16 protein-coding genes and 2 pseudogenes are annotated in these 22,538 nt (G+C 62.0%); 10 read left to right on the top strand and 8 right to left on the bottom strand.

The genetic code is table 11. From position 1 onward, the window contains the following. Positions 1 to 440 (top strand): annotated as a pseudogene (locus GG26_RS11870) (hypothetical protein); the annotation flags it as partial. 46 nt (positions 441 to 486) lie between these two features. Here the strand turns inward: GG26_RS11870 and GG26_RS11875 are convergent. Both GG26_RS11875 and GG26_RS11880 read right to left on the bottom strand, forming a co-directional pair. Then, complete coding sequence (locus GG26_RS11875; protein WP_083759181.1) at positions 487 to 711, bottom strand: DUF2555 domain-containing protein; 225 nt, start codon at positions 709 to 711, stop codon at positions 487 to 489. A gap of 112 nt (positions 712 to 823) precedes the next feature. Beyond that, positions 824 to 1,174, bottom strand: a complete 351-nt coding sequence (locus GG26_RS11880; protein WP_011431494.1) for a hypothetical protein — start codon at positions 1,172 to 1,174, stop codon at positions 824 to 826. Positions 1,175 to 1,400: 226 nt separating this feature from the next. On the opposite strand from GG26_RS11880, the gene gltX reads away from it, so the two are divergent. Both gltX and GG26_RS11890 read left to right on the top strand, forming a co-directional pair. Continuing rightward, the gene (gene gltX, locus GG26_RS11885) at positions 1,401 to 2,840 is read left to right on the top strand and encodes a glutamate--tRNA ligase (RefSeq protein WP_414390807.1); all 1,440 of its coding nucleotides are present in this window, start codon (positions 1,401 to 1,403) and stop codon (positions 2,838 to 2,840) included. Positions 2,841 to 2,880: 40 nt separating this feature from the next. Continuing rightward, on the top strand, positions 2,881 to 6,018 hold the full coding sequence (locus GG26_RS11890; protein ID WP_414390809.1) for a GAF domain-containing sensor histidine kinase: 3,138 nt from the start codon (positions 2,881 to 2,883) through the stop codon (positions 6,016 to 6,018). 182 nt (positions 6,019 to 6,200) lie between these two features. On the opposite strand, the gene GG26_RS11895 is transcribed toward GG26_RS11890, so the two are convergent. Next, positions 6,201 to 6,845, bottom strand: coding sequence for a class I SAM-dependent methyltransferase (locus GG26_RS11895; RefSeq protein ID WP_414390811.1), 645 nt, complete (start codon positions 6,843 to 6,845; stop codon positions 6,201 to 6,203). Between the two features lie 118 nt (positions 6,846 to 6,963). On the opposite strand from GG26_RS11895, the gene GG26_RS11900 reads away from it, so the two are divergent. After that, a complete protein-coding gene (locus GG26_RS11900) occupies positions 6,964 to 7,179 on the top strand; it encodes a hypothetical protein (RefSeq protein WP_011431490.1) in 216 nt (71 codons plus the stop codon). 23 nt (positions 7,180 to 7,202) lie between these two features. Here GG26_RS11900 and GG26_RS11905 read toward each other — a convergent pair whose 3' ends face one another. From GG26_RS11905 to GG26_RS11915, 3 genes are all read right to left on the bottom strand, one after another. Beyond that, positions 7,203 to 8,057, bottom strand: coding sequence for an ABC transporter permease (locus GG26_RS11905; protein WP_011431489.1), 855 nt, complete (start codon positions 8,055 to 8,057; stop codon positions 7,203 to 7,205). A gap of 163 nt (positions 8,058 to 8,220) precedes the next feature. Beyond that, the gene (locus GG26_RS11910; protein WP_011431487.1) at positions 8,221 to 9,240 is read right to left on the bottom strand and encodes a daunorubicin resistance protein DrrA family ABC transporter ATP-binding protein; all 1,020 of its coding nucleotides are present in this window, start codon (positions 9,238 to 9,240) and stop codon (positions 8,221 to 8,223) included. Between the two features lie 74 nt (positions 9,241 to 9,314). Continuing rightward, the gene (locus GG26_RS11915; RefSeq protein WP_011431486.1) at positions 9,315 to 9,512 is read right to left on the bottom strand and encodes a hypothetical protein; all 198 of its coding nucleotides are present in this window, start codon (positions 9,510 to 9,512) and stop codon (positions 9,315 to 9,317) included. Positions 9,513 to 9,579: 67 nt separating this feature from the next. Here GG26_RS11915 and GG26_RS11920 point away from each other — a divergent pair, with 67 nt between their 5' ends. The 6 genes and pseudogenes from GG26_RS11920 (at position 9,580) to GG26_RS11945 (ending at position 20,173) form a co-directional block, all read left to right on the top strand. Continuing rightward, positions 9,580 to 10,584 (top strand): hypothetical protein, encoded by a 1,005-nt coding sequence (locus GG26_RS11920; protein ID WP_414390814.1) that lies wholly within the window; start codon positions 9,580 to 9,582, stop codon positions 10,582 to 10,584. Positions 10,585 to 10,872: 288 nt separating this feature from the next. Further along, positions 10,873 to 15,480: a glutamate synthase large subunit gene (gene gltB, locus GG26_RS11925; protein WP_414390823.1), complete on the top strand. Its 4,608-nt coding sequence runs from the start codon at positions 10,873 to 10,875 to the stop codon at positions 15,478 to 15,480. A 99-nt stretch (positions 15,481 to 15,579) separates the two neighbouring features. Then, positions 15,580 to 16,671, top strand: a complete 1,092-nt coding sequence (gene acsF, locus GG26_RS11930) for a magnesium-protoporphyrin IX monomethyl ester (oxidative) cyclase (protein ID WP_414390816.1) — start codon at positions 15,580 to 15,582, stop codon at positions 16,669 to 16,671. Positions 16,672 to 16,717: 46 nt separating this feature from the next. Next, entirely contained in the window at positions 16,718 to 18,199 is a 1,482-nt protein-coding gene (locus GG26_RS11935; RefSeq protein WP_414390817.1) for a site-2 protease family protein, read from the top strand. A gap of 2 nt (positions 18,200 to 18,201) precedes the next feature. Then, positions 18,202 to 18,381, top strand: a pseudogene (locus GG26_RS11940) (hypothetical protein); the annotation flags it as partial. An 82-nt stretch (positions 18,382 to 18,463) separates the two neighbouring features. Further along, a complete protein-coding gene (locus GG26_RS11945) occupies positions 18,464 to 20,173 on the top strand; it encodes a tetratricopeptide repeat protein (protein ID WP_414390819.1) in 1,710 nt (569 codons plus the stop codon). 42 nt (positions 20,174 to 20,215) lie between these two features. On the opposite strand, the gene lgt is transcribed toward GG26_RS11945, so the two are convergent. Both lgt and GG26_RS11955 read right to left on the bottom strand, forming a co-directional pair. Next, a complete protein-coding gene (gene lgt / locus GG26_RS11950; RefSeq protein WP_414348323.1) occupies positions 20,216 to 21,355 on the bottom strand; it encodes a prolipoprotein diacylglyceryl transferase in 1,140 nt (379 codons plus the stop codon). Between the two features lie 172 nt (positions 21,356 to 21,527). Continuing rightward, complete coding sequence (locus GG26_RS11955) at positions 21,528 to 22,220, bottom strand: response regulator transcription factor (protein ID WP_011431479.1); 693 nt, start codon at positions 22,218 to 22,220, stop codon at positions 21,528 to 21,530. Positions 22,221 to 22,538: the final 318 nt, after the last annotated feature.

Here is a 22,538-nt window from a genome sequence, read left to right on the forward strand (position 1 = left end):
TTCGGGAAAGCCACGCCGAGCTGAGCGAGCAAAACGCCGCTCGCAGCCGGGAAATCGAGCAGCTGCGCCAGGCCATTCGGGAAAGCCACGCCGAGCTGAGCGAGCAAAACGCCGCTCGCAGCCGGGAAATTGAGCAGCTGCGCCAGGCCATTCGGGAAAGCTATGAGCAAAACGTGGCTCAAGCGCAAGGCTTGAGAGACTTACAGGAAGTTGTCCGTGAGACCCGCTCGGACTTAGCACACTTGGCCGAATGGGCCGAGGAAGTAACTCAAGCTCTCATCACTCTCACTGCATTGCAACAAGAGCACGAACGCGCTATCCAGGCCATCAACCAGCGTCAGATCGAGAATGACCAGAGGTTTAACGTTCTCCTCGAAGAAGTGCGCTATCTTATTCGCAGACAGGGGCTAGATGGAAGCTCTTCTCCCCCTTCTGGTTGAGGAGGGGGATCCCTTCTAAGCAAAGCTCAGAGCTACAAGGACAGCTCTAGTCTTCATCCACTTCCCACTCCAACAGATGGGCATAAGGAGCCACCAGCTCGGGAGAGTAAAAGGCAATGGCCCGCAGGGTGTGCCAATCCTCCAGGCAGTCGAACACGTTGGGGTACTCGTTGCGCTCCAGACGCTCCGCAATGGCCGCCACATCGGCTGCAGTGAACTGGCGGGGATCCATGCCCTTGGGGAGGGCTTCTACTTTGGATCGGGCAGACATAGGCAGCCTGAACACGCTACAAGCCGATCTTAGCCTCTCGGCCCGACGCCCCCTGGCCGAAACCACGAATTTGTAGAGGTTCTACACAATGCAGGCTGGGTATCTGCCTTGCCTAGCGGAGGAGCTCGGCGTCCAAAACAGGCTCTGTCTGGGTAACGCGGTAATAGCCAGCCTGGGTGCGGACCGAGGCTTGGTAGGGGCTGGGCAAATCCAGCGAGCGCAAGGGCGGGATGTTGGTGCGCTGGTTCAGCAAAGTGGTGAAGAAGGCGGTGGTTCGCCGGGCCTGGGAGCGCACTACCTCTTCAGGGAAAACCACCGGATCCGCATCTCTGCCCCTATCCAGCAGGATCGCATCCAGGGCATCCCCCACCGGGTAAGAAGGATAGGCAATTTGGGCAAAAACAGCCCCCGCCGGGATCCCGGCGGCTAGACAGCCCAGAACAATCGCCAGGGTTAGACGCATGTGCTGTAGTTCCTCCTACGCTACTGTAGTTCGTTCCTCAACACCGGAAAAAGCAGAAGCTGGGCGTTGCCCACCAACCTTGACCCCCGGGGAGCCTACCTCTTGACCGGCAGCTAAGGCGGATTCTACCCGAAAGACTTCGGTTGACAACGGTTGCAGCCCCCAACATGACACGGGATCCCCCTGCCGACTAGGATCGGGATGCACTGTTTGAGAACCGTTGCCTGTGAGTGTTCGCGTTCGCCTTGCCCCTAGCCCAACTGGCAACTTGCACATCGGCACCGCCCGGACGGCGGTGTTTAACTGGCTCTACGCTCGCCGCCACGGTGGCCAGTTCATTTTGCGCATCGAAGACACCGACCGCGAGCGCTCTTCCCCCCGCTACACCCGCAACATCTTAGCAGGGCTAGCCTGGCTGGGACTGGATTGGGATGAGGGGCCCATCTACCAGTCCAACCGCATCGCGCGCTACCAAGCGGTGGTGCAGCAGCTTTTGGACCAGGGGCTGGCTTACCGCTGCTATGTCAGCGAGGTGGAGCTAGAAGCAATGCGCGCTGCGCAGAAGGCCGCCGGCAAGGCTCCCCGCTACGATAACCGCCACCGCTTTCTCACTGAGGAGCAGCGACGGGCCTATGAAGCCGAGGGTCGGCAGCCGGTGATCCGTTTCAAGATCGAGGAGCCCCTGGAGGTGTCGTGGGTGGATCTTATCCGCGGCCCCATTACCTGGAACACCCAGGATTTGGGGGGAGACATGGTGATCGCGCGGGCGGATGGCTACCCTCTCTACAACCTGGCAGTGGTGGTGGACGACATCGACATGGGCATCACCCATGTCATCCGTGGCGAAGACCATATCGGCAACACGCCTAAGCAGATCTTGCTCTACCGCGCTCTGGGTCATAAACCGCCGCAGTTTGCCCATTCTCCCCTGATCCTGAATCCAGAAGGGAAGAAGCTCTCCAAGCGGGATGGGGCGACCTCGGTGGCGGAGTTTCAGCAGATGGGCTTCTTGCCGGAAGCTCTCAAGAATTACTTGGCTTTGCTCAGTTGGTCGCCTCCCGATGGGGAAGAGATCTTCTCGTTGGAAAAGGCGGCTACGATGTTTGACTTCGACCGGGTCAACCGGGCTGCCGCTCGTTTTGATTGGGACAAGCTCAACTGGATCAACAGCCAGTACATCAAGCAGCTCTCCCCGGCAGAATTGGTGGAGCGGCTGACACCCTTTTGGCAGGCGGCGGGGTTTGACCTGGGATCCGTGCCGGATCCCACTTGGCTGGAAGAGGTGGCCTGCCTAATCGCCGAGGGCATCGACCGCCTGACGGAGGCTCCTCCCCTGAGCCGCTTTTTGTTTCAAGAGCCCCTCAGCTACTCGTTGCCGGCTCTGGAACAGTTGCGCCTGCCGGGGGTGGCGGAAGCGATGGCCGCCATGGCCACCACGTTGGCTGCTGCTGAGTTGCCCCAGCCAGTTTCCGCGGACAGCCTAAAACCGCTGGTGGAAGAGGTGGCCAAAAGCCAGGGGATGAAAAAGGGCCTGCTGCTGAAAAGCTTGCGGGCCGCCTTGACAGGGGATCTGCAGGGGCCGGATTTGATGGCCTCTTTTGCGCTGTTGCAGCGGCGGGGCTGGGCTTTGGGGCGGCTGGAGGCGGTGCAGAAGGTGGTTGCCTGAGTTCAGGCTGTTGGAGTTGACTTTTCTATTGCTTGCTGCTATGCCTTTGCAGGCTTTTGTCGATCCGGATTCCACTTTCTTGATCCAGCTTCAGGCTGCCAACCAAATCGTTCAGGAACTGGTGCTGCTCTCTTCGCAAGAGGCTTCAGAAGCGGCGGAGCCGGAGGTGTGGGAGCAAGGCCTGCTCAAGTTGGCTCAAACCCTAGTGCACCAGATGGTGAGCCGCCTGGGCGTGGCCTCCGCTCGCCTCTGGTTTTTCGACCCGCAAGAGGGTTGCTTTCGGTCGGTGGCCCATGCTGGCCTGCTCAGCCCTGCCCACGCCCAAATTGAGCGAATCTACCCCGATGACAGCCCTATGGGGCGTGTGGTCCAGCAAGGGTTGCCCCTCTTGAGCAACAACCCGGATCAAGAGGTCTGGATGCCTGCCCCGGAGTGGGTGAGGGCCAATGGCCTGCGGGGCTTTGTCGCCTACCCAATTAACCGCGGGGAGGAGCGGCTGGGCGCTTTGGCTCTGCTGAGCCGGACACCCTTGGAGGCCAGCTTTGTAGAAGTAGTGAAGTTTCTTTGTTCCTATACGGCCAGCGCCATTATCAATGCCAAGCTGCTGGAGCGCAGCCGCCGACAGGCGGTGCGGGAGGCGTTGCTCAACCGCATCACCAGCACTGTCCACCGCTTTCTGCAGTGGGATCAAATCGTCAGCACTGCCCTGAAGGAGCTGCAGCACGCCTTTCTCTCGAAAGGGGTGAAGGGGCTGAGCCGCTGTTGTTTTTACAGTATCAACCCGGATCAGGAGACGGTTCAGGTCACCCACGAGGCCCTAAGCCCTGGGCTGGCCCCGTCCCTGGGGCAGGTGTACCGGATCCAAGACTTTGGCTCGCTGTGCGAGCGGTTGCAGGAGGGGCAGGTGGTGCAAATAGCCCTGCATATGCAGCCGGCTCAGGAACATCTGTTGCCGCCGCAGGGACTGGCCGCTTTCCAGGCGCTACAGGCTCGCTCGGCGGTGCTGATCCCGTTGCAAGCGGTGGGCTCAGCAGGAGCCGGGCTGGGGGAAGCCGGCGGCAGGGATCCGCAGACGGGCCGATCCGACTTGGCTGCTGCGCCAGGGGGGATGATCGGGCTGCTGGGGGTATACCTAACTACACCCCACCCCTGGCAGCCGGAGGAGATTGACCTGTTGCGCTCGGTGGCCTACCAACTGGCGATTGCCCTAACTCGTTCCAGCCTGTTTGAGCGGGCCCATCGGCAGGCGGAACGGCTGGCGCTGTTGCACTCGATCACAGCGGCAATTCGCTCCAGCCTGGAGCCCACCACTCTCTTCCACGCGATTACCCAGCAGATTGGTGCGGCTTTTCAGGCGGATGTGTGTATCTTGGCCCTTTGGCAGCCGGAACAGGAGATGCTGCATCCTGTGGGCATCTATGCGCCGGAGCTCACCCCTGCCGTGCGCGTGAGCGGGACGGAGCCCTTGCTGGATGCCCCGCTGACGGGATCCCTCCAGAAGCCCTGGCCGGAGCCGGGGATCCCGCCGGAATTGTCGGAAACGGTTCAGGCCAAGTTGCGCTTGGCAGCCAGCCTGCTGACCACCTTGAAGGAGCCGGTGGTGGTGCCGGATGACTTGAAGCCGCAGCGGCAGGGAAGCGGGCTGTTGTGGGTGCCTTTGTTTGCCTCTGACCAGCCGCAGCGACAACAGGAAGTGTTGGGGGGTATTGCCCTGCTGCGCTACCCTCACGGCGGATCCCCCTGGCAGCCGGAGGATCTGGAGTTGGCGGAAGCCGTGGCCGAGCAGGCGGGGATCGCCCTCCAACAGGCGCAACTTTACGAGCAAACCCGCATCTCGGCCCAGCGGGAAAGCTTGTTGCGCCAGGTCGCCCAGCGCCTCAGCGGCACCTATGATCCCCACCAAGTGGTAGAGATTGCCCTCGAGGGCATGGCGGAAGTTTTGCAGGTCGATCGCTGTACTTTTGTGGCGCCGCGGAGCGGCTATGGGCCGAGCGCCCAACAGCCTGCAGCGGCTCCAGAACCCCTCGCCATTCTTCAGGAATACCGCCGTCAGCCGGGGATCCCTTCCCAGGTGGGGCAGACGTTGACCCCTGAGCTGAGCCAGCTCATTTGGGTAAGTTGCTACACCCATCTGGACACGCTGCTGATCCCCGATGTCCAAACCTTTCCGCTGCCCCTTCCCACCCGCCAGACGCTGTTGCAGAGGGGCATCCGCTCCCTACTGTGTGTACCTCTGGTTACCGATGCCAACCAGATTGCGGGTGTGCTCTGCGCCTCCATTCCGCCCCTGGCGACGGCAGGCCGGAAGCCTCCAACTGCCGATACTGCCCCCGAAGCCGCCGGATTTGCCCCTGCAGATAGGGACTTGGTGGAAGCGCTGGCGGACATTGCGGCAGTGGCGCTGCAGCGGGCCTCCTTCTACGAGCAGGTTCGCCGTCAAGAGGCGACGGCAGCAGCCTTGCAAGGGCTGACCGAGGGGCGAGAGGCGGAAAGTCGTCGCCTGGCCGCCGATCTGCACGATCAGACCCTAGCGGATCTGGGAGCTCTGTCTCGTCAGATTCAGGAGCTCGCCGGCGATCCGACCCTCAGCCCTGCCGGCCAGGCTCAGCTACGCGTCATGAGCGTCCAACTGCAGGAGACCATGGCCGAGTTGCGGGGGATCGTCGAGGATCTGCAGCCGCTGGCCATGCGGGCTTTTAACCTGGGCCCGGCTCTGCGCAGCCTTCTGGAACGGGCGGCCCAGCGTTCTCCTCACCCGCTTCTCACCCGCTTCGACAACCGCGCCGATGGCCTGCTCTCCCGTCTCAGCCCTGCCTGCCAAAGCAACATCTTTCGGATCGTGCAGGAGGCGCTGAACAACATCGTCAAACACGCAGGGGCACGGCGCATCGACATCACCATTCAGCCCAAGGTTCAAGCCGGTAGCGGCGCAGAGGAGCCTTCTGTCAATCCCGAAGCCCCTTACACCCACCTGGAGCTGAAGATCATCGACGATGGCCGTGGCATGCCGGAGTTCAACGGTGGGATCGATCCCGATCAGAAACCTGGCCACGGCCATGGATTGCTCAACATGCGCTACCGAGCCGAGCTAATCGGGGCAACCATCACCTGGCGCAACCGCCGCTTGGGTAGCGGCACAGTGGTGGAGCTGCAGATCCCTTTGCCCCCCCCTTCCTAAGCTTGCCCGGAGAACCCCCGCAGAACCTCCTCGGGATGGCAGTTTGCCTCAGGGATCCAATCTCGTCGCCTTTGCCCCCGTCGTTCGGCAGGGAGCAACCCGCCCCTCAAGGCCGGGGAACCGCAGCGGCATGCCGGTTGGAGTCCAGAAATGCAAGGGCGCCACGCGCAAGATGGATGGCCTCATGCCTCGGTTCGCCGACCGACCACAGCGTAAAAGGGATCCCCGCCGGCCAAAAGGGCAAGCCAACCCAGGGGAGCAGGCCGCTGGATCACCTCGACGATCTCGAATCCCGGCACCGACTCAAAATAGCGCTTGACCAGCTCCACCCGCTCTGCTTCCGAGCCATCCCGCCAGGCCTGGATGGCCTTCTGGAAAAACATGCGATTGGAGAAGCTGACAATGAAAAGGCCCTGGGGCTTGAGGATGCGATGCACCTCGGCAAACACCTGCTCCGGCTGCTGCAGGTATTGCACCGAAACCGCGTTCAGCGCTGCATCAAAAGTGCAGTCCGGGAAGGGCAGAAGCGGGTTTTGGTTGAGGTTCTGGACGAAGAAATGGTCAAGCCGGGGGTTGGCGGCCAGTTCCTGAGCATTCATCCCATGCCCTTCCACATGGGCAAAGTTCACCTCCGGCGGCAGGTGGGAAACCCAACTGCTCATTAGATCGAGAATGCGGCTCTGAGGCCGCAAATACTCGCGGTAGAGATCGGTGAGCTGGCCGATGAAGCCGGCATCCACATGGGTTACGAAGCGGGGATAGTCGTAAAAGAGGGCATCGTCGCTGGGATCCAACTTGGAGCGCTGCCAATCTTCAAGAACCGCCATGGCCAAAATCTGTTGCAAAGCTTAATCAAAGCTAACATTCTGGAACTCCCTCGAGGGGAGCAGGCGTGATAGCGTAGCAGGGCGACGGTGGCCATTTTCCGAGGGACTTCTTGCCGTGATGTCTGCCTCTTACGCTTCCGCTACAGCTCGCTCCTCTTCTGCCGCTGGCTTTGACCTGCGCGACTATGTAACCGAACTGCAGCTCCACATGGCCCTGCAGGCCCGCAGCCTCACCCCTCCTCTACATCTCTCGCCAGCAAAGGACAGCCCTCTGGCCCTGGTGCAGCAAGCGCAGGCAGAGCTAGAGAAGTCCGTCTCCCGCCAGTGGCTTTGAGGGGCACAGCCTGGGCAAAATGCTCAGGCCAAACTCTTGCGCAGCACCCCCTGCACCAGCAGCACTGACACCACCACAAACCCTGTCAAGAGCCCCAGGGATCCCGCCAGGGTGAGTTCGCCCCAGGGGGCCTGCAGCACCACATCGGCAAAGCTCCAGGTGCTGCTGCGATAGACGTGGCGAATCGGCTCGATGGCAAAGGTGAGCGGGTTGAGGCTGGCCACCCAGCGAAGCCAGGTGGGCATAAAGCTGAGGGGAGCCAAAGCGGTGCTGGAAAAGATCAGCGGCAGATTCACCAAAAAGATAAAGGCCAGCAACTGCTGGTGCCCCGGCATGGCAAAGGCCAGGCCCAAGCTCAGGGCGGTGAAACCCAAGACCAACAGGCCCACGATCAACGCCACCACCGCCAAGCCCGGCCCGTCCGGGATCCCGCCGCCGAGGACGTAGTCTGCCCCCACGATCACCGCCGTCTGCAGCAGCGCCAAGCTAACGATGAACAGGCTAGAGGCCAGCACAATGGAAAAGCGAGAGGTGAGGGGAGCCACCAGCAATCGGTTTAAAAATCCGAACTCCCGGTCGAAAATCACCGGCACACCGGCGTTCAAGGCCCCGCCAAAGGCCGTAAACACGATCACGCCTGCCCCCAAAAACTGGGTGTAGTTTTGTCCGGCCCCGAAAATGCCGGCAGGGGCATTCTGGAACAAGGCCCCAAACAAAATCAGCCAGAGCAGCGGCTGGATGATGCCGACCAGCAGGGTGGCGGGGCGACGCTGCAATTGGATAAACAAGCGGCGGGCGAGGGCAAAAGTTTCCTGCCAAAAGTCGGCTGTAAATAGAGGAATCGGGTTGGATTGGATGGGGGAAGCGGCAGAGGTCATACCAAGGCTCCTGCAATGTTGCGATCAATAATCATCAATGCAATCTTCAATCGATCAATCAATATCAATGGAACTTTGTACATATCAGCTTGTAATCAGTATGGCTCAATTGGGGAGTTAGGGATCGACGTGGGGAACCGTTGCATTGCTCTTGAAAATGAAGTTACTTTTTCTTTTTGCCCAGGTTGGCTTCGGCGGCAGCCAGCTCCGCATCCAGGAGGGTTTGCCCGGTTGCCGCCAAATACACGTCATCCAAGCTGGGGCGAGATTGGCTGCTGCTAAACACCTCCAGCCCATGGGCCTCGAGGTGGGCGCGGATCTGGCTGAGGGGATCCTCCCCGTTGCGCTGCACCACCAGGTTGAGGGCGTTGCCCTGGGCGCTGTTGATCACCACTTTTTGGACAAAGGGCAGGGATCCCAGCAGTTCGGCCCCCCGTTGGGCCAGTTCTGGCGGCGCAAACTCCTGCAGCTTGACGGTGATGCGCTCGCCGCCGACGCGGGCTTTTAGCTCTTCTGGGGTGCCTTCGGCAATCACCTTGCCGCGGTCGATGATGGCCACCCGGTCGGCCAATAGGTCGATCTCCTCCAGGTAATGGCTGCTGAGCACCACTGTAACGCCGGTGTTCTTGAGCTGGCGCAGGAAGTCCCAGATGGCCTGCCGGCTGGGAACGTCTAGGCCCACCGTGGGCTCGTCCAAAACCAACACCTGGGGCTGGTGCAGCAGTCCTGCCGCCAGATCTAGGCGTTTGCGCAAGCCGCCGGAGTAGGTGCCGATGCGTTGGTCGGCCCGGTCGGCCAGCCCCAGTAATTCGAGGACGGTGGCAATCCGCTCTTGGGCCAAGGGCCGCGGCAGGTGGTAGAGATCGGCCTGCAACTGCAACAATTCTCGCCCCGTCAGCACCTTATCCAAAGCCACCTCCTGGGCAACAAAGCCCAGCTTTTCGCGTACTGCCTTGGGATTTTCGTTGACGGGGATCCCGCACACCTCGATCCGGCCTGCGTCGGGGCGCAGCAGGGTGCACAGGCAGTGCAGGGTGGTGGTTTTGCCGGCGCCGTTGGGGCCGAGAATGCCGTAGATCTGGCCGGGCTCTACTTGGAAGGAGACATCGGCCACGGCCACTGTGGAGCCGTAGCGCTTCTGGAGTTGTTCTACCAAGACTGCAGGGGTATCTGACATGGGCATCCACCTTTCGCTTCCTCTAAGCTATCAAGCCGGCTCAGGAGAAAGGAGTAGCGATTCCCTCAATTCCTCCCTCCCTATCGCCGACTCATGGCTCCCAACCCCATAGGGATGGTGGGATCCAAACCGAAGCTCAGGATATAGTGGTTCAGGCGACGCTGGGGGGCTGCAGGTGGATTTTCGCCGATTTCCCGCTCAGCCCGGTCGCCAATCTCTGTTGTGGGGAGAAGATGAATGGTGAAGCCAAAGCTTGCCTGCCGGCCTGCGCATCCCACCTGTGCGGGCCCGACTTCCCCTGTTCAATCTCTTATCCCAAATCTCGTCAAACCTAGACTGGGATCTTTGGCAGCTGGGGCGATCTTGGCGCTCGGCCTGGTCGGCTGTGGCGAGGCGACAACGCCGCTTAGCCCGCTGGAAAATGCCTTTCTGCGGGCCGACGACTTTGAAATTACAGGGGGATCCCCGACAGCGGGCGCGGTGGGGCCCTACTTGCAGTTCAACGTGCGGCGGCAGCGGGACAACCAGATCTTGAATCGCCCCTTCAACGTCTATGTGGAGAATGCGGGGCTGGCGGAAGGGCGGTCTCCTCTGGTCGATACCCAAAACCGTCCCATCCTGCTCCAGCGCTCAGTGGCCTTTTTGGGCAATGGCCTGGATCTAAACAGGGATGGCCAGCCGGATCCACCTCCCCAGGATCCCCCCAGCCTTGACAGCGGCCCCTTGCTGCCCTACGCGCCCCCCAACAATTGGCAGACGCGGGCCGTCCTCGCTTACGTCCCTGGCCAGGCCAACATCCCTGGACGTGGCCCTAGCGACCGCTTTGGCCTCTACTTCTCCTCCATCCTGCCCTACAGAGGGCAGCTCCGCTTCCGCGCCCGCGACGAGCTGGGCAACGCCTCTGCCCGCACCTTTGAGATCACCTATCCCCCAGCGCCCAGCCGGGCCACCGTCACCGTCACCTTGGCCAACGTCAGCGCCAGCGCCCAAGAGCCGGTGCTCATCGCCATCTGCAACCAGTTGGGGGCTGCTGCCGTGGTGGGCCTGCGGAGCGGCACCTTTACCGAGCTGGTGGATCTTTTGCCGGCCCCCAGCTTGCCGGTGGATCCCAATTTGAGCGAGCCCATCCGCTACGTGGCCGAGGCCTATCAGTTCAACCGCCAGCAAGCTGTCATCCGCGTCTCCCAGAATCCTGCGGATCCCAGCCGCATGAGCGTCCCCCTCTTGGGATCCGAGGGCGCAACCGGCAGGGCAGATTTAACCCTGGTGAGCTCCACCGATGACCGGCTCACCTGCTTCAACGACCGGCTCTCCGATCTGCGAAATACATTTTCCGACTTCTTCAGATAACAGTTAATGGCAGTTCTCCACATGGCCGGTTGGCGGCAAGCGAAGCCAGCGCCAGCTGAGGCATACCCTCTGGTTGTCCCAGATCGTCCAAAGTCTGCCGAAGAAGCTGGCAGAAAAACTGGAAAAATCTGTTCGTAGCGAGCCTTTTTTGGCTTTCTTCGCTTATCCGATTGTCCTATCGGCAAAATCCAGCTTGACTTGGGGCTGACCCCTTTTCCTGCCGGATTGGATTGCGATATGCTAGTTTCCCAACTCTAAAGCGTGATTCATTCCAAGCCGTTTTTCCCCATGAATCCCCATCGCTCCCAGGTCTCGGTTCCCATCCTGCAGGAAAGCTGGCACTTTCAAGAGCGGGATGCCTGTGGCGTTGGGTTTTTGGTGGATCGCCAGGGGAGAGCCAGCCACGAGCTGCTGCAAAAAACCCTCCAAGCTCTCGCCTGCATGGAGCACCGCGGCGGCTGCGGCGGCGACAACCAAAGCGGCGATGGGGCCGGCATTGCCACAGCCATTCCCTGGCAACTGCTGCAGGCAGAGAGGGACGAGATCCGGGCTTGGGATCCCGGCCGCAGCGCGGTGGGCATGGTGTTTTTGCCTCAGGCTCCCCCCGAGTGCCAGGCGGTACGCCAGCTTATCGACGACTACTTGGCCACCAGCGAGTGGGGGCGGCCCCTCTGGCGCCAGGTGCCGGTCAATCCGGAGTGCCTGGGGCCGATGGCGCGGCAAACCCTGCCTTCTATCTGGCAGATGCTTCTCACCCATCCCAGGCTGGCGGGAGATGAGCTGGAGCGGCAGCTCTATCTGCTGCGGCGGCGTCTGCGGCGGCAGGTGGAAAGCCGGTTTGGCTTTTATTCCATCTATTTTGCTTCTCTCTCCTGCCGGCTGATTGTCTACAAAGGCATGGTGCAATCGGCGGTGCTGGGCCAGTTTTACCGCGATCTGCACAACCCCCTCTACACCACCGCCTACGCCACCTATCACCGCCGCTTCAGCACCAACACCTTGCCCCGCTGGTCGCTGGCCCAGCCCTTCCGCTACCTCTGCCACAACGGCGAGATCAACACGTATCTCGGCAACGTCAACTGGATGGCTGCCCGCGAGCCCACCCTGGCCCATCCCCTCTGGGGCGAGGCCATCGAGGAGCTCAAACCCGTCATCGATCCCGGCAGCAGCGACTCAGCGGGCCTGGACGCGGTCTTTGAGCTCTTGATCGCGTCGGGCTACTCCAGCCAGCAGGCGATGATGGCGCTGATCCCGGAGGCCTACCGCCACCAGCCGGAGCTGCAAGATCGCCCGGAAGTGGTGGACTTCTACGAGTTCTTCGCCGGCCTGCAGGAAGCGTGGGACGGGCCGGCTATGGTGGTCTTCTGCGACGGCAAAACCATTGGCGCCACCCTGGATCGCAACGGCTTGCGCCCGGCCCGCTATGCCCTCAGCCGCGATGGGTTGCTGGTGGTGGCTTCAGAGGCCGGGGTGGTTCCGCTGCCGGAAGCCGAGATCCTGGAAAAGGGGCGGCTGGGGCCGGGGCAGATGCTGACGGTGGATCTGCAAAGTGGCCAGCTTTACAAAAACTGGGAGATCAAAACCCAGGTGGCAGCTCAGCACCCCTATGGGGAGTGGTTAAGGGCTCACCGCGTTCAGCTGGCTAGCCAAGACTTTGAGAACGCCCCGCAGCTTACCGAAGAGCAGCTGCTCCAACTGCAAACTGCCTGCGGCTACTCCTTGGAAGATGTGGAGATGATCATCGAGGAAATGGCCGCCACAGGCAAAGAGCCGGTTTTCAGCATGGGGGACGACGCGCCGCTGGCAGTGCTCTCCACCCAGCCCCACCCCCTTTACGACTACTTCAAGCAGCGCTTTGCCCAGGTAACCAACCCGGCTATTGATCCCCTGCGGGAGAGCCTGGTGATGTCTTTGGAGGTGTACCTGGGATCCAAAGGCAACCTGCTGGAGATTCGCCCAGAGCATGCCCGTCTGCTGCACTTGCGCAGCCCGGTGCTCAACGAGGCGGAGCTGGCCGCCCTGCAGCAGACGCCTTTTCCCTGCCGCACGCTGCCGATCCTCTACCCGGTGGCCGCTGGGCCAGCAGGGCTGGCCGCCCAGGTGCAAGCCCTCTGTCAAGAGGCGGCGCAAGCGGTGCGGGAGGGAGCAGAGATCTTAATCCTCTCGGATCGCGGCCTGAGCGCCGAGCAGGCCTTGATCCCGCCTCTGCTGGCCGTGGGGGCCATCCACCATCACCTCATCCAGGAGGGGCTGCGCCTGCGCGCTTCCCTGGTGGTGGAGACAGCCCAGTGCTGGAGTACCCACCACTTTGCCTGTCTAATTGGCTACGGGGCCAGCGCCGTCTGTCCCTACCTGGCCTATGAGGCGGTGCGCCAGTGGTGGCACAAGCCCAAGACGCAAACCCAAATGGCCGCCGGCAAGCTGCCCCAGCTCTCTCTGGCCGAAGCTCAACTGAAGTACCGGGCAGCTATCGAGGCGGGCTTGCTCAAGATCCTCTCCAAGATGGGCATTTCCCTCCTCTCCAGCTACCACGGGGCCCAGATCTTCGAGGCCATCGGCCTCAGCCAAGAGGTGATCGATCTGGCCTTCCGCGGCACGGTGTCGCGGGTGGGGGGGATGACGCTGGCGGATCTGGCCCGCGAGGGCATGGCCAATCACCAGCGAGCCTTCCCCCAGCTCACCTCGAAAAAGCTGGAGAACTTTGGCTTCATCCAAGCGCGGCCCAAGGGGGAATACCACATCAACAGCCCGGAGATGGCCAAGCTGCTCCACAAGGCCATTGCCTCAGGCCAGCCCGACCACTACGAGATCTACCGGACCTATCTGCGGGGCCGCACCCCCACAGCCTTGCGGGATCTGCTGGACTTTCGCAGCGACCGGGATCCCATTCCCCTGGAGGAGGTGGAGCCGGCCACCGAGATCTTCAAGCGCTTTGCCACGGGGGGAATGTCGCTGGGGGCCCTCAGCCGCGAGGCCCACGAGACCCTGGCCATTGCCATGAACCGCATCGGCGGCAAGTCCAACTCCGGCGAAGGCGGGGAAGATCCGGAGCGCTACATCCCCATCACCGATGTAACACCCGAGGGGACCTCGGCGCGCTTTCCTCACCTTAAGGGCCTGCGCATGGGGGACAACGCCAGCTCGGCGGTGAAGCAGGTGGCTTCGGGCCGCTTTGGCGTGACGCCGGAGTACCTGCTCAACGCGCGGCAAATCGAGATCAAAATTGCCCAGGGGGCCAAGCCGGGCGAAGGCGGACAACTGCCCGGCAAAAAGGTCAGCCCCTACATCGCCAAGCTGCGCCGCTCCAAGCCGGGGGTGACCCTGATCTCGCCGCCGCCCCACCACGACATCTACTCGATTGAGGATCTGGCGCAGTTGATCTTCGATTTGCACCAGGTTAACCCGCAGGCGCAGGTGTCGGTGAAGCTGGTGGCGGAGGTGGGCATCGGCACCGTGGCGGCGGGAGTGGCCAAGGCCAATGCCGACATCATCCAGATCTCCGGCCACGAGGGGGGCACAGGGGCCTCTCCCCTGAGCTCCATCAAACATGCGGGGGCACCCTGGGAGCTGGGCCTGGTGGAGGTGCATCATGCTCTCTTGGAAAACGGCCTGCGGCAGCGGGTAATTCTGCGGGTGGACGGCGGCATTCGCACCGGCTGGGAAGTGGTGATGGCGGCCATGCTGGGGGCAGAGGAGTTCGGCTTCGGGACAGTAGCCATGATTGCCGAGGGGTGCATCATGGCGCGGGTGTGCCACACCAACAACTGCCCGGTGGGGGTGACCAGCCAAAAGGAAGAGCTGCGCAAGCGCTTCCCTGGCACTCCGGACCAGGTGGTGACCTTCTTCGCCTTTGTGGCCGAGGAAGTGCGCCAGATCCTGGCCCGGCTGGGCTACCGCTCCCTGGAGGAGGTAATTGGGCGGGTGGATCTGCTCTGCCCCCGCGCCGATGTGGCTTTGGCGAAAACCCAGTCCTTGAATTTGGAGTGTCTGCTGCGAACTCCGCCGGGCTTTGATCCCCACCGTCAGCCCGAGTGGCTAGAGCATGAACCGGTGCACTCCAACGGCCCGGTGCTGGACGAGCAGATCCTGGCCCGGCTCGAGGTGCAAAAGGCCATTGAGACCTGCAGCACGGCCACCTTGGAACTCCCCATTGCGAACACCGACCGCTGCGTGGGCGGGCGCATTGCCGGCACCCTGGCTCGGCTGTATGGGGATACCGGCTTTGTCCGACAAGGGGGGCTGTTGGATCTGCGCTTTGTGGGCACAGCCGGCCAGAGCTTTGGGGCCTTTACCCTGGCGGGCATGCGCCTGACCCTGACGGGAGAAGCCAACGACTACGTGGGCAAGAGCATGTGCGGCGGTGAAATTGTCATTCTGGCTCCCCCAGAAGCCCCGCGGGATCCGGCGGAAAATGTAATCCTGGGCAACACCTGTCTGTACGGGGCCACGGGCGGATCCCTGTTTGCCAACGGCCAGGCGGGGGAGCGCTTTGCCGTGCGCAACTCCGGCGCCCAGGCGGTGATCGAGGGATCCGGCGACCACTGCTGCGAGTACATGACCGGCGGTGTGGTGGTGGTGCTGGGGCGGGTGGGCCGCAACCTGGGGGCGGGCATGACCGGCGGCCTGGCCTACGTGCTCGATGAAGAGGGCAACTTCCCCGCCAAGGTCAACGGCGAGATCGTGCGCATCCAGCGGATACAGACGGCGGCGGCGGAAGCGCAACTGAAGGGCCTGATCCAAGAGCACTACCGCCGCACCCATTCCCCCAAAGCCGAGCGCATCCTGCAGAACTGGGAGCGCTACCTGCCTCTGTTTTGGCAGGTGATCCCTCCTTCGGAGGAGGGGAGTGAGCTGACGGATCCGGCGCGATCCCAGCCGGCGGCGGTGCAGTCGTAGGGGGTTGTGGGGCCTGTCGGTAACACTTCTTATCCCCCCGCCGGCCACAAGGGCTGGTAAACTGCGAGAGTATACTGGCCTTTTCATCCTGTAACCCCTATGAGTTCCACTTTGCGAGCTGCCCAAACCCAGGCGCGAGTGCCCACCGAGACCATCCTGACGCCGCGCTTCTACACTACCGACTTCGAGGCCATCGGCAAGATGGGGTTAGGCGATCGAGAGGCCGACTTCCGGGCCATCTTGGAGGAGTTTCGCGCCGACTACAACCGCCACCACTTCGTCCGCGGCGAGGAGTTCAACCAAGATTGCGAAAGCCGGCTCGATCCGGAGGCGCGGCGGCTGTTTGTGGAGTTTTTGGAGCGCTCCTGCACGGCGGAGTTCTCCGGCTTCCTCCTCTACAAGGAGCTATCCCGCAGGCTGAAGGAGACCAACCCGGTCTTGGCTGAGTGCTTTGCCCTGATGAGCCGCGATGAAGCTCGCCATGCCGGCTTCCTCAACCGCGCCATGGGCGATTTCAACATGGCCTTTGACTTGGGCTTTTTGACCAAGCACAAGTCCTACACTTACTTTGCGCCCCGCTTTATCTTCTACGCCACCTATCTCTCCGAAAAGATCGGCTACTGGCGCTACATTCTCATCTACCGCCACCTGGAGGCTCACCCCGAAAACCGCGTTTACCCAATCTTCAACTTCTTCAAGAACTGGTGCCAGGACGAGAACCGCCACGGCGATTTCTTTGCCCTCATGCTCCTGAGCCAGCCGCGGCTGCTCGAGGGGTGGGTGGCGGAGCTGTGGTGTCGCTTCTTCCTGCTGTCGGTGTTTGCCACCATGTACCTCAACGACGTGGGCGAGCGCCCAGGTTTCTACCGCCTCCTGGGCCTGGATCCGCACACCTACGACATGGAGGTGATCTACAAGACCAACCGCGAGGCGGCCAAGGTGTTTCCGGTGGTGTTGGATGTGGAAAACCCTGAGTTTGTGCGGCGGCTGCAGAAGTGTGTGGCCAACAACGCCAAGCTGAGGGAGATTGCCCGGGGATCCGGCCCCTTCAAGGGTTTGCGCAAGCTGCCTCTTTACCTCAACAACGCCTACCAGTTCCTGCGGCTGTTCCTGCTCAAACCGCGCAAAGCTGGCTTTTACTTGTGGGAGCAGCCGGAGCCTCGGTTTGAAGGAACGGCTGTTTCCGCTTGAGCCGTTTTGACTCCAGCTCCCTATTGGTAAGCCTCGTGGGTTAGCCATGAACATCGCTGCCGAGATTACGCCCCTCTTTTTGTTGGGAACGCTGGCGTTTTTGGGTTGGGGCTTCTGGCGAGCCCGCCGGCGGGGATCCCTGGCCGTCTGGGTGTGGTTACAGGGATCCCTGCTCTTGTTGCCGTGGGTGGTTTTCCTGGGGCTGCTGCTGCTGGGGATCTACCTCAATTTTGCAGGCTTCCTGCTGCTGTTGCTGGTGTTTACGGGGCTCTACATTGCCGTGGGGCGCAAAACCCGTCAGTTGGCCCAGCAGGAGCTGCAGGCGCGGAGGCAGCAGTTGGCCCAGATGGAGGAGCGGCAGGAAATCCCCTCGGAAGGGGCTGGGGAGACGCCTGCCGAGCAGCCTTTGGTCTTGCGGGGCATCTCTGCGGAAGATTTGCAGGCCATTCAGTCCATCTTCAGCCTGGACACCTTTTTTGTGACTGAGACCATCCCCTATGGGGAGGGAGCGATCTTCAAGGGCAACCTACGGCGGGAGGCGGAGGGGGTGGTGCCGCTGCTGCAGGAAAGGCTAAGGGAGCGGCTGGGCAGCCGCTACCAACTGTTTTTGGTGGAAGATGCCTCAGAAAAGCCGGCGGTGGTGGTCTTGCCAGATGAGATTGTTAACTACCGCACCTCGAGGGGAGCCCAGATTCTGGCAGCAGGCCTAATGCTGGCTAGCTTTCTGGCCACTTTGGAGGTGGGGGCCAACCTGTTCGGCTTCCGGCTGTTGGAGGCGCCGGGGCGTTGGGTGGAAGCCCTGCCCGTGGCGGCGGGGATCTTCGCCATTTTGCTGGTGCACGAGACGGGCCACCGCTGGATGGCCGTCAAGTACGGCGTCCGCCTCAGCCCGGCTTTTGTTATCCCCAGCTTGGGGATCGGCACACTGGGATCCCTAAACCGCATCCAGTCGCCGGTGCCCAACCGCAAGGCCCTGTTCGACATCGCCTTTGCCGGCCCGGCGGCGGGCGGCCTCCTTTCCTTGGTGGTGCTGCTGGTCGGCCTAAGGCTGTCTGGCTCCGGGGGGCTGTACGTGCCCACGGAGATCTTTCGCAGCTCCATCCTGGTGGGCACGCTGGCGCGGCTGGTGCTGGGATCCCAGTTGCAGGCGGAGCTGGTTCCCATTCATCCTTTTGTTGCCGTGGGCTGGATTGGCCTGGCAATCACCGCCTTGAGCCTGCTGCCGGCAGGGCAGCTGGACGGGGGTCGCATTGTGCAGGCGGTGTACGGGCGGAAGACGGCGGCCCGCGCCACGGTGATTACCCTGATTGCCCTGGCGGTGGCGGCCATCAGCAACGTCTTGGCCCTCTACTGGGCGCTGCTGATTCTCTTTATTGCCCGCGAGCCGGAGCGTCCCCCGCAGGATGAGATTACCGAGACCGACGGCCAACGGGATGCCTTGGCGTTGCTGGCCCTCTTTTTGATGGTGATGACCCTGCTGCCGATTGCCCCGGCCTTGGCAGGCTTTTTGAATTTTCCCAACGGCTAAAGATGTCGCCGCCGGGAAAGGGCTTTGGCCCCAGCCGAGAGAACCAGGAACAGCACCTGCAGCGCCTGCTGGTTCAGGCTGTCCACCATCACCAGGCGGGGCAACTGCCGGAGGCCATCTCCCTCTACCAACAGGTGTTGCAAGCCCAGCCCGCCCACCCGCAGGCGCTGCACCTCTTGGGGATCTGCCGGCAGCAGCAGGGATCCCTGGACGACGCGATTGCCCTGATCCGGCAGGCCCTTGTCCAACAGCTTTGGTTCCCCGATGCCCACTTTAATTTGGGAATTGTTCAATTTGGGAATTGTTCTCAAGAAGGCGGGGCAGCTGGCGGAGGCGAAAACTCACCTGCAACTGGCCCTAGAGCAGGGGGGGCCGGACGCGGAAGTTTTGTACCAGCTGGGGCTGGTGCTGCGGCAGCAGGGGGATTTGGAGGCGGCCCTTGTCCCCTTGGGACAGGCCCTGGAGCTGCAGCCGGACTTTGCCGATGCCGCCTACACCCTGGCCATCCTGCTGCGGGATTGTGGCCGGGAGGAGGAAGCGGCGGAGCTGTTCTACCAACTCTGGCAAGCGGATCCCGCCGATTTGGCCGCGGCCCTGGGCTGGTGCGTCAGCCAGTTGCCTTTGCTCTACGACACCCCTGAGCAAATTGCAAGCGCCCGCCAGCGCTACCGCCAAGCGCTGGAACAGGTCAAGGCCCGCTGGGCCCAACTGCCGCGGGATCCCGCTGCTTTAGAGCGCGCTGCCGCCGGCGTCGGCTCCGTCCAACCCTTCTTTGTGCCCTACCAGGGCCAGAACGACCGCGAGCTGCAGCACCTGTACGGATCCCTGGTGGGGGAGGTGATGGCGGCCCGCTACCCCCAGCCCCCTGTTGTCCTGCGGCGAGGTCCTGGCCGGCTGCGGGTGGGCATCGTCTCCGGCCTGTTCCGGGATCATTCGGTGTGGAAGATCTTGACCGGCGGCTGGGTAGAAGCTCTGGATCGCTCCCAAGTGGCCCTCTACGGCTTCCACACCTCGGCCGTCCAAGAGGAGATCACGCGCTCCCTGCCCCCTCGTTTTGAGCAGTTTGTGGCCGGATCCCGCAGCCTGGCGGAGTGGCAGGCAACCCTTCGGGAGGCGCAACTGGACGTGCTCCTCTACCCGGAGGTGGGCATCGACCCGGTCTGTGCCCAGTTGGCCGCCCTGCGTTTGGCCCCTGTGCAGGCCATGGCCTGGGGACATCCGCAAACCTCTGGCCTGCCAACAATGGATGTTTTCCTCAGCAGCGAGCTGATGGAGCCGCCGGACGGGGCCGGCCACTACACCGAGCAGCTCCTGCCCCTGCCCGGCATCGGCACCTACTACATCCCTCTGGACATTGACCCCGCCCCTGTGGACTGGCTAGCCTGGGGGGTGGATCCCGACAGGGTGCTCTACCTCTGCGCCCAATCTCTGTTCAAGTACTTGCCGCAGTACGACGAGGTGTTCCCCCGCATTGCTCGGGAAGTGGGGCGGTGTCAATTCCTGTTTTTGCGAGGCCGCCTCTCCCAAGGGATCCGCCAGCGCTTTTGGCAACGGCTGCAGCGGGCCTTTCAAGCCTACGGCCTGGCCGCTGAAGACCATGTGCTGCTGTTGCCGGAGCTCTCGCCTGCCCAATATGCCGCCTACAACGCCCTGGGGGATGTTTACCTGGATAGCATCGGCTGGTCCGGCGGCAACACCACCCTGGAAGCCCTGCCCCATGGCCTGCCCATCGTCACGCTGCCGGGATCCCTGATGCGGGGCCGCCACACCTACGCCATCCTGCGGCAGATGGGGATCTACGAGACCATCGCCTCTAGCCTAGAGGAGTACATCCAGATTGCCGTGCGGCTGGGCCTGGATGACCGCTGGCGTGAGGAAATAGGGCAGCGGGTAAAAGCCCGCCAAGAGCGCCTCTACCGGGATCCCGCTCCCATCCGCGCCCTAGAAGCGTGGCTGCAAAGTCTGAAGACCTGAAGGTTAGTTTGGGTGGCCTAGTCCGGCCCGATAGCTCTGGCGCTAACTTGGCTGGGGAAGCCCTTCTCCAGCGGGATCCCGACCTTCCAAGCGGCAGAACAATTGCCGCATCAGCAGCTCCCGTTGGCCCAAAGAGAGATGGGGGGCAAGGGCGCTGGGAAAGTGGGGCATGGCCAGGGTGACGCGATCCAGCAAGTCAGCGCGGCGGTGCTTTTGCTGGATGGCCCAGGCCCGCTGCACCAGCTCAGCAGCCGTCTCCTGTTCTAGCCCTGCCTGTTGGGCCAGCCAAGCTGTCAACTGCTCCAAATCGGGGTCGAAGCGCAGCCGGTACATATAGACCAGCATGCCGATCCCCAGCACCAGGCCTACGGCGCTGGCCACGTAGGCGGCCTTGATGGAAGTTCCCGGCAGATAGGCCACCGCCGAGACGCGCAAAATTTCGTAAGGGATGCGGATCAAGCTATAGCCGACCACATAGGTCCAGACCCAGGTGCCATCTTTGAGCTTGGGGAAGCGCCAGAACATCCCCATCAAGAGAGCAAACAGAAGCAGGTTGAGCAGGCTTTCGTAGAAAAAGATGGGGTGGAAAAACTCAAACTGGCTGTAGTCAGGCTCGCGGGCTTGGGGGGGGATATATACCCGCAAGGGCCAACTGCTGTCTGGGGGAATGGGGGCTCCATAGGCCTCAGAGTTGAAAAAATTGCCCCAGCGCCCAATGGCCTGGCCCAAGATTAGCCCCGGCGTGATCACATCGGCGTACTTCCAGCCGTTGATCCCGGTGGCGCGGCAGTAAAGGTAGAGGGCAAGTGCACCAGCCAAGATCCCACCGTGGATGATGATGCCTCCCCGCCAGATGGCAAAGGCCAGGAGGGGGTTGTCTTGGAACTCTGACCAGTGGGTGAGGACGTAGTAGAGGCGGGCGCCCAGAAATCCCGATACCACTAGCCACAGGGCCAGGATCTCGACCCGTTCGCTGGCCTCGCCTGGCTCCTTCTCCAGGTGGCGGGCCTCCGCCAAGGCTTTGGTCAAGAGCAGCCCCAGCAACACGGCAATGGCCATCAGCAGGCCGTACCAGCGCAGCCCCAGCCCACCTACGAGAGGGGTTTCGGGGGGAAAGCGGAAGACAAATTCTCCCGGTGAGCTGAAGGTAAGGCCCAGCAGCCCTGCACTCCCTAGATTCATCGACAACACCCTCTGCACCCCAAAATCCCCCCATTCATTTCCAGCAGTCGGCTTCCATCAACCTCACCTGCTAGCAGGACGAAATCCTCTCCGGGTTCTTTTCTCCCCAATCTTGCCGCAGCAGCGATCCCCCCAGGCTGCCCAGGCCATTCTTCTGGGGGATGTCGGCCTCCTATTCGCGCAACACGTAGCCTACCCCGCGCACCGTCTGGATCAGGCGCTTCTCCCCTGGGCCTTCGATCTTAAGACGCAAGTAGCGAATATAGACCTCGATGATGTTGGAATCGCCTGTAAAGTCATAGCCCCACACATGCTCCAAAATTTGTTGGCGTGTGAGCACCTGGCGGGGGTGTTCCATCAGGTAGCGCAACAAGTCGTATTCCTTAGCCGTCAGCTCCACCTGTCGCTCTCCCCGGCTTGCCTGGCGTGTCACCGGATCCAGCGTCAGATCCATAAACACCAACCGGCTGTCGCCAGATCCCTTGGGGGGCTGCAGATAGATCCGTATCCGCGCCAGCAACTCCTGAAGGCTAAAGGGTTTGACCACATAGTCATCTGCCCCAGCATCCAGACCTGCCACCCGATCTGCCACCTCGTCGCTGGCAGTCATCAGCACCACGGGCACGCGGTTGCCCGTCAAGCGCAACTGCCGACAAACTTCCAACCCCGAGATCCCGGGCAACATCCAGTCCAGCAGCACCAAATCGGGGTTCTGGTCGCGGGCTGCCGCCAAGGCCACCGTGCCATCGCCGACCACACTCACCCGATATCCCCTATAGGCCAGCTCGGTTTCCAGGAAACGGGCCAGTTTGGCCTCATCTTCGATCACCAGAATGTGGGCTGAGGAGGATTCCGGTTCTGGCATATTCTCTCCTCAAAAGAAAAGGCAGGAAACTTGCTCACTGCTCACCAGCATACCCTAGCCGTGGGAACTGGCGGTACTAATCAATCCATCCTGCTTCCGAAGTTGGTTTGCTAGGTGTTGCTACTGTGCCCTTTAATTCTTTAACAGGCCGTACCTGAGTTCCTATAAGGGTTTTGGCCTGTCTAAATGACTAAAGATACTCCCCTACTTAGACCTGGAAAGCGTCCAGAGAGATTGCTGCCTTGCCTCGAAAAGTAGGTATATTTGACACTCCCACCGCCTAAAGGCGGGGGATTCTTACGCAGTCCACAAAAGAAC

The organism is Synechococcus sp. 'PEA 65AY6A-5F PE A', assembly GCF_047462575.1.
Lineage (GTDB): Bacteria > Cyanobacteriota > Cyanobacteriia > Thermostichales > Thermostichaceae > Thermostichus.